The organism is Psychrobacter sp. WY6 (genome assembly GCF_018448495.1).
Taxonomy (GTDB): domain Bacteria; phylum Pseudomonadota; class Gammaproteobacteria; order Pseudomonadales; family Moraxellaceae; genus Psychrobacter.
This window is the reverse complement of the sequence record NZ_CP049902.1, coordinates 920,682-934,651: the sequence shown is the minus strand read 5'-3', so window position 1 is coordinate 934,651 and position 13,970 is coordinate 920,682. Positions and strand designations below refer to the sequence as shown.

The 13,970-nt window shown below is 42.4% G+C and carries 15 protein-coding genes and 3 pseudogenes; 12 read left to right on the top strand and 6 right to left on the bottom strand.

Going from position 1 to position 13,970, the window contains the following annotated elements; all coding sequences use genetic code 11:
• Positions 1-28 precede the first annotated feature (28 nt).
• Positions 29-1,689, bottom strand: a pseudogene (gene ettA / locus G7Y90_RS04695) (energy-dependent translational throttle protein EttA).
• Between the two features lie 433 nt (positions 1,690-2,122).
• Between ettA and G7Y90_RS04690 the strand changes: the two are divergent.
• From G7Y90_RS04690 to G7Y90_RS04655, 8 genes and pseudogenes are all read left to right on the top strand, one after another.
• Positions 2,123-2,566 carry a ferredoxin reductase domain-containing protein gene (locus tag G7Y90_RS04690; RefSeq protein WP_250163525.1) on the top strand — a complete coding sequence of 148 codons (444 nt, stop codon included), beginning with the start codon at positions 2,123-2,125 and terminating at the stop codon, positions 2,564-2,566.
• Positions 2,567-2,842: 276 nt separating this feature from the next.
• Complete coding sequence (locus G7Y90_RS04685) at positions 2,843-3,070, top strand: hypothetical protein (protein WP_250163524.1); 228 nt, start codon at positions 2,843-2,845, stop codon at positions 3,068-3,070.
• Positions 3,071-3,135: 65 nt separating this feature from the next.
• Positions 3,136-3,261, top strand: a complete 126-nt coding sequence (locus G7Y90_RS18860) for a 2Fe-2S iron-sulfur cluster-binding protein (protein WP_250163523.1) — start codon at positions 3,136-3,138, stop codon at positions 3,259-3,261.
• A gap of 383 nt (positions 3,262-3,644) precedes the next feature.
• Positions 3,645-4,013 (top strand): fatty acid desaturase family protein, encoded by a 369-nt coding sequence (locus G7Y90_RS04675; protein ID WP_250163522.1) that lies wholly within the window; start codon positions 3,645-3,647, stop codon positions 4,011-4,013.
• A 5-nt stretch (positions 4,014-4,018) separates the two neighbouring features.
• Positions 4,019-4,480, top strand: coding sequence for a hypothetical protein (locus tag G7Y90_RS04670; RefSeq protein ID WP_250163521.1), 462 nt, complete (start codon positions 4,019-4,021; stop codon positions 4,478-4,480).
• Positions 4,455-4,661 carry a fatty acid desaturase gene (locus G7Y90_RS04665; protein WP_250163520.1) on the top strand — a complete coding sequence of 69 codons (207 nt, stop codon included), beginning with the start codon at positions 4,455-4,457 and terminating at the stop codon, positions 4,659-4,661. The genes G7Y90_RS04670 and G7Y90_RS04665 overlap by 26 nt, the downstream gene beginning before the upstream one ends.
• Before the next feature lie 459 nt (positions 4,662-5,120).
• Positions 5,121-5,282: an N-acetyltransferase gene (locus G7Y90_RS04660; protein WP_250163519.1), complete on the top strand. Its 162-nt coding sequence runs from the start codon at positions 5,121-5,123 to the stop codon at positions 5,280-5,282.
• A 376-nt stretch (positions 5,283-5,658) separates the two neighbouring features.
• Positions 5,659-5,978, top strand: a pseudogene (locus tag G7Y90_RS04655) (4a-hydroxytetrahydrobiopterin dehydratase).
• Positions 5,979-6,065: 87 nt separating this feature from the next.
• Here the strand turns inward: G7Y90_RS04655 and G7Y90_RS04650 are convergent.
• The 4 genes and pseudogenes from G7Y90_RS04650 to G7Y90_RS04640 all read right to left on the bottom strand — a co-directional run bounded on the left by G7Y90_RS04650 (position 6,066) and on the right by G7Y90_RS04640 (position 7,048).
• Positions 6,066-6,217: pseudogene (locus tag G7Y90_RS04650) on the bottom strand (DUF1328 domain-containing protein).
• A gap of 39 nt (positions 6,218-6,256) precedes the next feature.
• Complete coding sequence (locus tag G7Y90_RS17730) at positions 6,257-6,472, bottom strand: transposase (protein WP_284143831.1); 216 nt, start codon at positions 6,470-6,472, stop codon at positions 6,257-6,259.
• A 5-nt stretch (positions 6,473-6,477) separates the two neighbouring features.
• Positions 6,478-6,711, bottom strand: coding sequence for a transposase (locus tag G7Y90_RS17725; protein ID WP_284143830.1), 234 nt, complete (start codon positions 6,709-6,711; stop codon positions 6,478-6,480).
• A gap of 40 nt (positions 6,712-6,751) precedes the next feature.
• The gene (locus G7Y90_RS04640) at positions 6,752-7,048 is read right to left on the bottom strand and encodes an IS630 transposase-related protein (RefSeq protein WP_349773400.1); all 297 of its coding nucleotides are present in this window, start codon (positions 7,046-7,048) and stop codon (positions 6,752-6,754) included.
• Positions 7,049-7,691: 643 nt separating this feature from the next.
• Between G7Y90_RS04640 and G7Y90_RS04635 the strand changes: the two genes are divergently transcribed.
• The 4 genes from G7Y90_RS04635 (at position 7,692) to G7Y90_RS04620 (ending at position 11,122) form a co-directional block, all read left to right on the top strand.
• Positions 7,692-9,014 carry a saccharopine dehydrogenase family protein gene (locus G7Y90_RS04635; protein WP_250163518.1) on the top strand — a complete coding sequence of 441 codons (1,323 nt, stop codon included), beginning with the start codon at positions 7,692-7,694 and terminating at the stop codon, positions 9,012-9,014.
• Between the two features lie 475 nt (positions 9,015-9,489).
• The gene (locus tag G7Y90_RS04630; protein ID WP_250163517.1) at positions 9,490-10,281 is read left to right on the top strand and encodes a hypothetical protein; all 792 of its coding nucleotides are present in this window, start codon (positions 9,490-9,492) and stop codon (positions 10,279-10,281) included.
• Between the two features lie 450 nt (positions 10,282-10,731).
• The gene (locus G7Y90_RS04625; RefSeq protein WP_250163516.1) at positions 10,732-10,956 is read left to right on the top strand and encodes a hypothetical protein; all 225 of its coding nucleotides are present in this window, start codon (positions 10,732-10,734) and stop codon (positions 10,954-10,956) included.
• A 22-nt stretch (positions 10,957-10,978) separates the two neighbouring features.
• The gene (locus G7Y90_RS04620) at positions 10,979-11,122 is read left to right on the top strand and encodes a hypothetical protein (protein WP_250163515.1); all 144 of its coding nucleotides are present in this window, start codon (positions 10,979-10,981) and stop codon (positions 11,120-11,122) included.
• A 175-nt stretch (positions 11,123-11,297) separates the two neighbouring features.
• Here G7Y90_RS04620 and G7Y90_RS04615 read toward each other — a convergent pair whose 3' ends face one another.
• Positions 11,298-13,844 carry a helix-hairpin-helix domain-containing protein gene (locus tag G7Y90_RS04615; RefSeq protein ID WP_250163514.1) on the bottom strand — a complete coding sequence of 849 codons (2,547 nt, stop codon included), beginning with the start codon at positions 13,842-13,844 and terminating at the stop codon, positions 11,298-11,300.
• Between the last annotated feature and the right edge of the window lie 126 nt (positions 13,845-13,970).

Genomic DNA, 13,970 nt, shown 5'->3' with positions numbered 1-13,970 from the left:
CTTTTAAGTAACTACCTTTTAAACAACCCTAAGTCGAAATCTTTTTATATTTCATACGCTTAGGAGTGGCAGCATCACCCATCGTCTTTTTGCGATACGTTTCAAACTCAGAATAGTTACCATCGAACCAAACTGGACCTTCATCTTCGAACGCCAAGATATGAGTCGCGATACGGTCAAGGAACCAGCGATCATGCGAGACGACCATTACCGTACCTGGGAAGACCTGAATCGCATCTTCTAGCGCACGTAAGGTTTCAATATCCAAATCGTTTGACGGTTCATCAAGGAGCAATACGTTCGCGCCCTGCTTCAATGTCTTCGCTAGCTGTAAGCGGTTACGCTCACCGCCAGACAATTGACCGACGTGCTTTTGCTGATCTGAGCCTTTGAAGTTAAAGCGACCGATATAAGCACGACTTGGCGTGGTGTAATCGCCAACCGTAATAATATCAAGACCGTCAGACACTTCTTCCCAAACGGTTTTGCTGTCATCTAAGTTGTCACGTACCTGACCAACATAGGCAACTTTAACACTTTCGCCCAAATCGACTGAACCCGTATCTGGCGTATCACGTTCGGTAATCATATTAAATAGCGTGGTTTTACCCGCACCGTTTGGACCGATGATACCGACAATAGCACCAGCTGGCACGTTAAAGCTTAGGTTTTCATAAAGCAGACGATCACCAAATGATTTGGAGATGTTATTCACTTCAATGACTTTATTACCCAAACGAGGACCCGGTGGAATATAAATTTCAGCTGTCTCATTGCGCTGCTGGAACTCTGTTGAGTTCAACTCTTCAAAGCGCTGTACACGAGATTTAGACTTGGCTTGTTGGCCTTTCTGGTTTTTACGAATCCAATCCAGCTCTTTTTTCAATGCTTTAGCAATGACTCTTCTTGCTTGTTCTGCTGCTCTAAACGCGTGTTCTTTTGCTCGAGCCACTCAGTATAGTTGCCTTCATACGGATAACCATGGCCACGATCTAGCTCCAAAATCCACTGAGCGACGTTGTCTAGGAAATATCTATCATGGGTAATGGCAACGATTGTACCGCTGTAGTTCTGCAAGAACTGCTCTAACCATGCTACGGACTCAGCGTCCAAATGGTTGGTTGGTTCGTCAAGTAACAGCATGTCAGGGCGTGACAATAGCAAACGACATAGTGCCACACGGCGTTTTTCACCACCAGACAGCTTACTAACATCCGCATCCCAAGGTGGCAGACGTAGGGCATCAGCCGCTTTTTCGAGCTGGGTATTTAAGTTATGGGCATCCCACGCTTGAATGATGTCTTCCATCTTGCCTTGTTCTTCAGCAAGCTTATCAAAGTCAGCATCGGGTTCAGCGTATTCTGCGTAAATGGCATCTAAACGTGCGAGCGCATCTAAGGCTTCACGCATACCGTCTTCGACGTTACCACGCACGTCTTTGCTGTCATCAAGCTGTGGTTCCTGCGGCAGATAACCGATCTTGGTACCTGTCTGCGCGCGCGCTTCACCACTAAATTCAGTATCCACGCCCGCCATAATGCGTAGCAAGGTTGATTTACCTGAACCGTTAATACCTAGGACACCGATTTTGGCACCTGGGAAGAACGATAGGTTTATGTTCTTTAAGATTTCACGCTTAGGCGGAACAAGTTTTGACACGTTGTTCATCGTGTAAATATATTGAGCCATTAACACTCCGATAGACTGCATAAAAGAGGCGAGCAAATCATACTTAGCAATGATGCCAAGCGTGCTGCACCTCAAAATCAGGGTTACAAATTATAAGCCATTATCGCATTGTGGCGCATACCCTGCAAGCCAACAGATTGTTTTAACGATTTTACGGCTTTTGTCACAGAGTGCTCAGCTTTCTAGCTAAAAGCGGTAACGAAACCTACTATCTAACCGTTTCGCTTAACATTCTGACTTATAACTGTTTTATAAAGACCACAAAAAATAGCATCAAAACTTTCGCAAATTTAATCATAGCCGTTAGCATGTTAGGATATCTTAACAAATTCAATCAACCTGACCTAAGTGATATCCGCTAAATTGGCGCACAGGTGAACACACTATTTATGCTGTCAATCATTTTAATAGTATTAATAAAGGTACTGACAATATGACCAACGGCTATCGCCCTGAAATGATTCAACATGCATTTATCGATTTTATTGGATCACACTTACAGCCGTTTTGGTCTTTCACTGTCCCAAAGCTGCGCCTTGTTGCGCGGTATACCCTTAGCGATGACTTAATAGCGCTCAGATTTGAGATCAATCATGCTTTTCGACGGCAATTAGTGGGTTCGCAACGTGGTTGGCAGGGTGGGCAACACCTTAACTTAAGCGTTCTTATTGAAGGTGTGTATCATCAGCGCAGCTATTCATTAGGTTTGGCGCATCAACCGCTCTGGTGGCACGACGTTACTACTGGCAACAGTATTAATAGTGGCGATAGCAAAAAGCAACCACCTTATCTTGCGATTACCATTGCTATTAAGCCAAGGCTTAGTTTCGAATTATTTAACCAAACATATGGCACTTGGCAGTGTCATCAACAGTAGTGTCCCCAGTGGCTCTTTCACTTTGGCACAATCATCTATAAAGGTACAGACAACATCAGCTGCCGAAAAACCTGATTCTTTACTATTTATCGGGGTGGCAGCGGTATTACGCCCATGTTAGGACTCATCACGCAAGCACTGGACAACGGACATCAGGTGACGTTGCTATATTACAGTCGCACTGAAATGCTCGCGTTCAAAACCAATGGCAACAACTGAGCACAGCGTATCTAGCTTTCGCCTATTCTGGTCAATACCGAGAAATCTGATACTTATTTGGGCTGGCAAGCGACACTTGAGCGTAGACAGTTTGTTGGTATTAAACCTACCGCTGGCAGATACGCAAATATTTGCATCATGGGGTCACAGGCTCTGTTGACTGGCTTATATAAAGCAGCGGCGAAGGTAACCTTACCGCACAATAAAAACCTGCGCGATAATATCATTGTAGAAAACTTTGGTCATGCGTTGCCTGATTTCGATTTTGATAACAAACCTCGATAGAAAAAAACGCGGTACAACACACTGTTTATTTACGGGCGAGGCAACGGCAGTTTGACAGTAGCCTATTGAATGCCGCAGAGGACGCAGGAATTCGCTTAGCACATGGTTGTAGACAAGGTATCTGCCAGTTGTGTCGCTGCATAAAGTCAGCGGTATGGTCAAAAATTTCACACAGGAAAAATGAGCAGTGATGGTTATGAATCTATTCAAACTGCATCAACATTGCCATGACTGATGTGGTGCTGGTATTTAGCAACACGGTGATAAAAATAAATGCTCATAACGGCTTATAAGATAGAAACACAGCCTGCTGTTACCTTATAGCCTACGGTAAAAAACTTAAACAACTTATTGAACCGAACCCAGTACCGACTCTCCGTACCATTCGGTTAAGGATTATCTATGCGCTTGCTACCACCCGTCACTACGGCACAATCTGCTGTACCAGTTTTGACCACACTAACTGATGCAAAACAGCAGAAAGCAAAGCAGTGACTCGCTACACAACGTTGACAGGAGCGCCCTTACCGAAGGCGCAATCTGATGCCCTCATTTAAATGTGCTTTACCGAAGCGTGATGGATTCGTTAGGTAATGATGACGCACGATACATTAAACGAGTGTATGCCGCAGTAGTCTATAGTGAAATGACAGCGCGTGGCTTACTAGCAGCGGCTGGATGCATGCAGTCAAAACGTAAAATAGTCGCGACTTGGTTATTGGGCACCTCACTACTGAGTCTCAGCAAAATTCTAAATAATATGGAGCTTGGGCACAATGTTATGCATGGTCAGTATGACTGGATGCAGCACCCGTATCTCAATAGCCAAAAGTTTGATTGGGACATTGTCTGTCCTGCCCCATTGTGGCAACACTCTCATAATTACTTGCATATACTTTTACCAATATCGTTGGTCGTGACCATGATGTTGGCTATCACTTAATTCGCGTGACTGATGAGCAACCTTGGACGCCAAGCGATCGCCATAATATGTCTAAAACAGCGATATTGGCTTTAGGTTTTGAGTGGGCGGTCGCCTTTCATGATATTCAAATCAGTGTCGACGAATACGCGGACTCCCCTGATCGACACCAAACCATGCAACAGAAATCTCGCGCATTATTTGCCAAAATCGCCCGGCAAGTGGGCAAAGATCATATTGTACTACCCACGTTAGCAGGGCTGACATTAGGTCGAAGTAGTGCTATGACCACACTGAGCGGTAATGTTACTGCCAATATCGTTCGTAACCTATGGACATGGGCGGTGATATTCTGTGGACACTTTACCGAACAAGCCTATATCTATACCCATCTCGATGCCGATGAGTCTAAAGGCGACTGGTATGTGCGTCAAATTCTTGGCTCCAGCAATATTCAGGGCAGTGCTGTTTCACATTTTGACGGGTAATTTATCGCATCAAATCGAGCACCATATTTTCCCTGATATGCCAGCCAGTCACTATGCTCGTATCGCACCACAATTACAGGCGATATGTCGCAAGTACAATCTACCCTATAATACTGGGCGCTTTGGTACACAATTCCGGCAAATGCTGGGACGTATCCGCCACTTAGCAAGCCAATGCTGAGCTGGCAGTCTTATTTACACTCACAAAATACGTCAATCGCTGAAACAAATCATGCCGTAGCAGAAGACCAAAAGAGCTGCCCGCTATACGTGGATTGGGTAAGTATCTTCCCCCTGTCATGCGCCAAGCCTTATTTTGCTTGATGTGCAGCTCTATGGAGACCACTGGTCGACCCGCCTTAGTCTTAACATTACTCTATCGACTTACGGTAAAGAACTATAATGTGAATCGAAAGGATAACTTTAGTGAATAATATATTTGGTCATTCAAGCTCTCTTCATTTAAAATACGCTTGATCCATACTAAAAAAAACCAATAATTTTAATGATAATCAATAATAACGGAGAATATCCATGAAAAATCAAAACCTGAACAAAACCTAACCATCACCCATGATGAACAGGGTAAACGCTTTGAGACCTCTATTGACGGTCATACTGGCTATAAGCTATCAAGAGCGTGACGAAATTAGTTTATGATCACACTATCGTACCTCAGGCGCTAGGCGGGCGCGGCATTGGCTCAGCATTGGTTAAGCATGCCCTCAACTATGCTGTGGACAAAATAAAAAGTGGTACCACAGTGCTCATTGTCTCGTCATATATCAGCAAAACATCCTGATTACCAAGACTTGCTATAGTCCACTCTTTAGCGATGAGCCATAGAAAATGCAGTATGCTAATAAGCGTCATAATTTCTTTAGAAATGTTTTAAGCATTTACTATGGTTCTTGGCCAATAAAAATGGAACGTTATACGCTACTACCTCCTATTATTGTGCTATCTGCCTCTGTATGTTCTTCGTCGAATATGGCAAGATAGCAAATATAGGGGGTTTTCTGACCTATAGTGCCGATAGAACAAAAGGTCTTTACAGTGATGTAATAGCCTCAATGATACAACTGAAAAAGAGGATTGATATTTCATAAAATAGCTTTGACAGATACATGTAGTGCCTAGTTTTTTAACAAACCAACATAATAATAAAGGTGATTAATATGAGTAGTTTATCTGATAAGCAAGTAAATTTGCAGCTGGAAGAATTGCCCGGTTGGCAGCGCGAGGGCAATGCTATCGTAAAAACATATCACTTTAGCGATTTCATCGAAGCCATAAGCTTTATGAATCAAGCAGCGTTCCATGCCGAAGCGCTCGAGCATCATCCCGAATGGCGCAACACGTTAACGTGGTAGAGGTGCGCTTGACTACTGGCGATACCGGCGGTATTACCAGCCATGATATTCGTCTGGCGAAACGGATGGAACACATAGTCCGCCGAAACGTTTATAGTGGCTGTGTTTGTTTTATAGTGTTATAAAAATCCTTTATTAGTAAATACATTCTTAAATACCAAAAAAAAGTCCTCAATTGAGGACTTTTTTATTTAACAATCTACAGTTATTAATTACATCTTGCGGCTTACAAATGCACAATAAATAAATGACGCGACTGCTAAGAATATATGCCAAATTAGCAGACAATCCTGCAACACCGCCAAAAACCCAATAAACTTGCTAACAATGCGATCACGGCAAAAATAATAGCCCAGCGAAACATAACCTTCTCCTTAAAAATTATTATTAGAAAACCAGATAGTCAGTTCAAAACAAAATTGTTATGGTTAGGACAAACATCATAAAACAACTTGGATAAGTCGTTTTCCAACCAGCCTTGGCGTAGAAACTTTACTTGTGCCCATTTCTTTTCAATAGGGTTCAAATCAGGGCTGTACGGTGGCAGCCATAGAATACGATGACCATGCCTGTTCAGTAGCTTTTGAATACGCTTCTTATGAAATCTGGCATTATCCATCACAATCACGCATTTGTTTTAAGACTTGGGATTAGGGTTTGTTTGCACCATTCGTAGAATATGCTGCTGTTAATGTTGTGCTTAAAGTAATCTAGTGCAAACAGCATCTTGTTATACAGAGCGCCGATAACGTTGGTTCGCTTTTTACCTTGCCAGTTGTAGCTATCGATACAAGGCTTACCAATCGGTGCATAACCATGAGAGCGAATGGTCTCAGACTCAAAGCCACTTTCATCCATATAAACGATGGGATAGCCTTGCTGCCTAAAGCTATTAAGCTTACTCTGATATATCGCTCTTTTGATCGGACAGGCTTTTGGGTGTTCTAAGGTCTTTTTTTTGACTGATGCCTAGGCGCTTTAGGGCATGATAAATGCCTGTTTTACTACAGTTTAAGCGACGAGCTCGCTCATACTGGTAATCATCGGGATACTCTTTGACATCATTAAGTAGCACGTCATCTGGTATTTTATAGGGCTTGGTTTGCCTGGTTGTTTTACTATGAACACGCCGCTTCCAGTTCTGTATGGTGGTTGGGCTCAGATTATAAAACTCAGCCGCCTCGGCAAAGGTCATACCCTCGTCTAAGCTTTTAGTACCTGTTTGCGAAAATCTAGTGAGTAAGTCATGGTCTTTATAATAACAATTGGGTTTGATAATTAGTTTATAACACTTTTAGGTGGAATTGACTATATTTAGATTGATGCAATGGACAATTATTAATAAATAATTACTATTATTAATGACTGCCTTGCTCTCTCTAAAACTCCTTTTTCTTTACTTTTTGTTTTTTTAATATTTATTAATTTTTTAACCATTAATAGCTTACGACCATAGATTAGCAATATTTATCTTTAGAAAACGTTCATTTTGGTAATGATATCGGTAGGTTATGTAACCTTTGTAGCAAATCTTAACATCGAACCTTTTTTTTATCCCTTTATGGGAGTTATGTGTACAGATGGTTAGTTATCACTTAGCCATCAACATTTTCATCATATAATCTGCTATAAACAGTAACTTACAAGTCATTTTTACTGGTCAAAAATACTTTAATATATCTTTTTCAGGCAGATATAAGTCTGACCCATGACTCATGACTTTTATATATAGTTAACCTGATTGCTATCAAAAAATCAGACCTCAAACTCGACTGTTAAATGGCAACAAATTTTAAACGTCACACGACTCATCAAAATAGCTATTAAGGATAATAAATATGGATACCAATACCAATACGGATACCTCAAACAATACACAACAGCGCAGCGATGGAAAGCGTCCTTACGCGGTCATCTTATATGGTGCGACTAGCTTTGTTGGTCAAATTACAGCACACTATTTAACAGAGTTTTTATCTAATAAAGACAAAGATGGCGCCGATGTCACGTGGGCGATTGCTGGGCGTGATGAAGCAAAACTGAACGAATTGCAATCTAAACTTGGCAGCACTGTCGATATTATTCTTGCTAATAGTGACGATGCGGACAGCCTTGATGAGATGACCAAACAAACCCAAGTCATCATTTCAACCGTCGGTCCTTATCTCAAATACGGTGAGCTGCTGATCAAATCTTGTACCACTCATGGGACAGATTATGTCGACCTCACTGGTGAAGCTATCTTTATCAAAGATATGATGGACAAGTATCAGGACGCGGCAAAGCAAAGCGGCGCTCGTATTGTCAACTCGTGTGGCTTTGATTCGATTCCATCGGATTTGGGCGTCTACTTTACTCAAACCCAAGCAGAAGAGAAATTTGGTCGCGCTTGTGATGTGATTCATATGCGTGTCAAAGCGGCGAAAGGCGGTCTATCAGGTGGCACCATTGCCTCGATGGCGACTATTTTTGAAGAAGTTGGAAAGGACAAGTCACGTCGTAAGCAGGTAGCAAATCCTTATCTGCTCAATGATGACAAAGATGCGCCAAACGTGCGCCAAGCTAATGTCAGTAAGCCAGAATACGATAGTGAGCACAAACGCTGGCTTGCGCCTTTTGTGATGGCTAGCATCAATACCCGTATCGTTCATCGCACCAACCAATTGCTTGGCTATGAATATGGTCGTGACTTTAAATATGACGAAGCAATGTGGATGCAAGATGGTGTAAAAGGTCAATTATCAAGCTATGCAATGAGCGCAGGCCTGTTTGGATTTGCCACTGCTATGATGGTCAAACCGAGCCGTGAATTATTAGCTAAGCACGTGCTACCCAAGTCAGGTTCTGGTCCGTCTGCAGAAGAGCAAGCAAACGGCTACTTTGACATTCGCCTCTTTGGGGAAACGGCTAATAAAGACACCATCTATACAAAAGTAACGGGTGATAAAGATCCAGGTTATGGCAGTACCTCGCGTATGCTAGCGCAAGCAGCGTTATGCTTAGCACAAGATATCAGCAAAGAAGAAATTGCTGGTGGTTTTTGGACGCCAGCCTCTGCCATGGGTAATCATCTACTAGCACGTTTAGAAGAGCATGCGGGTCTTAGAAGTTGTCGATTCGTAAGATTGCCCATTTATAAATCTAAGCAATCTACTTCTTAATATCTAATTAATGACCGTATCTTAGCAACGAGATACGGTTTTTTATTGCCTATTTTTTCTCATTATTCAGAGTGCAATCTTTTGAGCGATTGTTAATAAATAATATAACGTGATTCTTTGGTAAATATTGGCACTTCTTGCCTTTTTAATACATTAAGCTACACATTTCTAGAGTAATGTCACAGCCATATTGCAGTGAATGACGTAGGATAAAAAAGGCTAGGCAATTTTTTACCCCATATGTTTCAACACATATTGCATAGCAACTTTGAGAGGAATAATTGGCTCATTAAAATTTCATTTAGGCTTTAAGCGCGTCAGAGTAATTTTCTAGTGCAATAAAAATCATATTAATAAAATTAAGTTTTACTTATTTATCATAAATTTGGAATAAATCAATAGACCTCAATCTAATTAAAAGGAAATACAATGAAAATGAATATTAACCGCTGCTGTGATAACATCCAGTCTTGCTATGTTTGCAAGCTCTGCTAACGCCGCTATGACTACCGATAGCCACGGCAATGTTGGCTATGACAGTTATGAGGAGTGTGTCACCGCTGTCAAAGATGGTTCGGCCAAATTTTATACCCCTTATACTTATCAAAACCCAAAGCGCCAAGCAGGTGAAGCGACTGTCAAAAAAATGCGCTTGTCTGAAGTAATGATTCCTCAAACAGTGGTCAATGCAAACAACTTAACAGCCAGTGATTACTCAGCAGGTGCTTGTGATTTAGGGGTTGGGCAGTCAAATGGTCGCTATGGTGTTTCGGGTGCATTGGTTGGGAAATACGTCCCTATCGCCGCTGATATGCCTGTCAACGTCTATATGGATAAGGCTGGCAATCCAGTACGTTTAAGCATGCAGCAGTGCGATAACCACTTCGGTGCCAAGTTTCCAACGCCTATTATGAGCGAAACAAAAGAAGCTGAAGCACCAGAAGCACAACTCGCGATTATCGAAGATCGCCGTGTAGAGCCTGTCATCGTTGAAACCACACGTGTTATCCGCCCTACTAAATATAGTGTCAAAGAAGTCATCATCGTACCGAAAGATCAAATCAAGCGAGTTAACACAGCATCAGGTACAGCCATTGCTATCGAAGACGAGGCTAACCGTACTGTAATCGTTGGTGAAGAAGCAGATGCGGATGTCATCGACAATACTGAAATCAACCAAACCTTCCCAGTCATTCGTGTTCCTAGTAGCAGCACTCAACAACGCGTCGTTGATCCAAACACTGGCAAGTATATCGTTATTGAATAAGACTCTAATGAAATATAAACGAACAAGATTCATTGAGACATCATTGTTATAAGAATTAGATATAGAAAGTAGAAAACAATGCTATTTTCCTATCTGACAATAACCATACAAGTTGCACAAAGTCACCTGCTAACATCCGTCTGTTAGAATTTTAATCTATGGACTACTGAACTAACGCTTGTTTAGTTGGTATTCTCCCCTTTAGATTTTTATCACTGATTTAGGTCAGCTTATAAAGCTCTTTATCCAAATCCATCATGATAGTCTCTTAATGGTTATCATGATTTTATTTTGTCTATCAATTAAATGTTAGATATATTAATATATAGATTTGAATTACTAAATGAATGTGTGATATGCAACTGCTGTATACAGCAGTTAGCAACATAAGCGTCAAGTTTGAAATTTTTTAAGCTGACATTATAAGATTGTAAATTAAGGAATTGATTAATGAAAAAGAGTACTCTATCTTTATCGCTACTGATCGGCGCTGCGCTCACTATCCCAAGTTTGGCTATGGCAGCACCTGCTGATACTGCGGCAGTAGATGTGCAAGCAGCGGCTACCGCCACCACACTTGAGACGGAAGGTGACAATACAAATAATGCATCAGCAGACAATCAGTCTAGCCCATTTCAGATTAGTGAGACACAGATTATCAAGAGCAAGCGTTAACAACAGTGCTGAGCAACAGCCGATGACTACTGAGCTTCAAGCTGAGCAAGAAGCAATGGCTGCCGAGCAAGAGCTGATTCAAGATTCTGAAGAAGCGATGCAAGAAGACTCGTTAGACACACAAGAAGAATTACAAGAAGCTGAAGAAGCCACAGAAGAATTATAGAATATGAAATAAAGTACGATATGAACCCCGCTGTTAACTGAAATCACGCAGAAGAGGTTATTCAGCGAGTTAAGTTTTGAGTAGTTATTAGTGTTCATTAACAATTTTTATTTTTAGATACATTCCATAAAAAAGGCAGCCTAATGGCTGCCTTTTTTATCACTATTGATATTAACTATTTTTTGGTTTTAGTCACGCCAGCTTCCTGTAACAGCGCCCCAAACGTACCCATTTTGCTAGGTGCTTCTGCTTTATCAGCCCTTGGCGCTTTGCTACGATCGTTATTAGCATTGTCTTTATCCTGACGATTACCGCGAGATTTCGACGGGCGCTTATCAGTCGCTGGACGGCTACTGTTTGGGCGTTTGCTATTTGTATGATCGCTACGTGGACGACTGACTTTCTCATCATTACCAGTACTTTCAGCCGATTTCGCTGCTGGGCGCGCAGGCTTTTCAGATTCTGGCTTCATACTAAAGCCAATACGACCACGTTTTTCATCGATAGAGATGACACGTACCGAGACGATATCGCCCGGCTTGACGCGATTCATCGGGTCTGCAACGAAGTCGTTGGCCATCTGAGAGATATGTACCAAACCGTCCTGATGGACGCCAACATCAACGAAGCAACCAAAGGCTGTAACATTAGTCACTACGCCTTCAAGCTGCATGCCCTCGCTCAAGTCTTTAATACTGTTAACGTCTTCACGGAAGTTAGCAGTCTTAAATTCAGGACGTGGGTCGCGTGCTGGTTTGACTAGCTCCTCGATGATAGCAGTTACACTAATATTGTCATCATTAGCAGCCAGTGCAGTGCTATCTATCGTATTTAGTACGCCGTCATTGCCGATGACTTCTGGCAATGCTTTACCAGTTTGTGCCAATAAGCTATCGACCAGCGCATAGCTTTCTGGATGCACACCAGTGGCATCAAGGGGATTACTACCACCATGGATACGCAAGAAGCCTGCTGCTTGCTCAAAGGTCTTAGCGCCTAAGCGTGGGACATTTTTCAATGATTCACGACTGTCAAAAGCACCATGCTCTTTACGATAGGTCACGATTTGCTGCGCGACGTTTTTATTCAAACCAGCGATATGTGCCAAGATAGCAGGGCTTGCGGTATTTACATCAACGCCAACCGCATTTACGCTATCTTGCGTAACTTTATCAAGACTATCTGCCAATTGCGTTTGGTTGACATCATGCTGATATTGACCAACGCCAATGGCTTTTGGATCAACCTTGACCAATTCTGACAATGGATCTTGCAAGCGACGGGCAATAGAAACCGCACCACGTACCGAAACGTCTAAGTTACCAAGCTCATCAGTGGCAAGCTCACTAGCTGAATAGACAGAAGCGCCAGATTCATTGACGATAACTGATTTGGCTTGTAACTCAGAGTTGGCAGCCAAAATTTCTTTAATCATCGCATCTGTTTCGCGGCTCGCTGTACCATTACCGATAGCCACCAAATCAACGTTGTAAGTACTTAATAATTCATCGATGACTTTTTTGGCTTCATCCATTTTATTATCAGGGGCAAATGGATAAACTGTGGCGACGACAGGCTTGTCTTCACTGTCTAACATGACGTGACCTTGAGCATCGACGATGGCCATTTTTACGCCATGACGAATGCCAGGATCAACACCTAAAATCACTTTACGACCGGCAGGCGCTGACATTAATAAGTGCTGTAAATTATTAGCAAACACAATCGCATCTGCTTCAGCAGTCAGACGTTTTGCAGTCAATAAACGATGCTCGATATGCGGACGCCATTTGTCTTTCCATAAACTGGTAGCAGCTTCTGTCAAAAATTCTTGACGGGCATCAGGTGCTTTAGAATCAATCTCAAAATGCTTAATGATTTTTTCGATAAATGGCGCGTCTTCGCCTTCGATTTTAAGACCTAAGACGTTTTCTTGACGACCACGTAGCATCGCTAATAAACGATGATTCGGCAGACGCGCAAGGCTTTCGCTATGCTCGAAGTAATCTTTAAACTTCTCGCCGACTTCGCGTTTTTCTTCACTTGCAACGGCAGATACGATACTGGCCGTCTTGGCAAAGCCACTGCGCAAGTTGTCTAGTAAAGCCAAAGCCTGCGTCCATTCATCAACGATGATGGCTTGTACACCAGCCAATTGCTTGGTGATATCGCTAAAATCAACCTCAATCTCATTACCACTATCATCGGTAATGCTAGATTGTACTTGATAGTCTGCTAGCGCATCGGTCGGCGTGATTTCTTGCGTCAAGACGGCTTGCGCTGCCACATCAAGACCAGCAGCACGTGCCTTGGCGGCAGGAGAGCGGCGACGCGGGCGGTATGGCAAGTAAATATCTTCAAGCTCAAGTTTCGACGTCGCATTATCGATACGCGTCTGCAGCTCGTCAGTCAAATTGCCCTGCGTGCTCAGCAGCTCAGTAATTTTAAGGCGACGGGTTGCCATGTCACGCTCATAATTGAGTGACTTCTCTAGAGCTCGCAATTGCGCATCATCAAGATTCTGCGTCTTTTCTTTACGATAACGGGCAATAAATGGAACGGTCGCGCCTTCATCGTAAAGTTTGACAAACGCATTGACTTGAGCAGTCTTAATGCCAAGCGCGCGAGCAAGCTTGTCGTGAATATTCGCGTGTGTGGTTGCATCCAAAACCTGTGCATTTGTCGAGGTTTGAGATGGCGTTAAGGTATCAGTGCTACTCATAGACGTATCAATCGTTGAGAAATGTAGTTTTGCATTATAGCAAAAGCTGCATGAATAAAAATCCTTTTATCTTTTCGTTATTTATCGCTAGTTTTATGACGAAAATCGTCTCATATCATAGGTTCT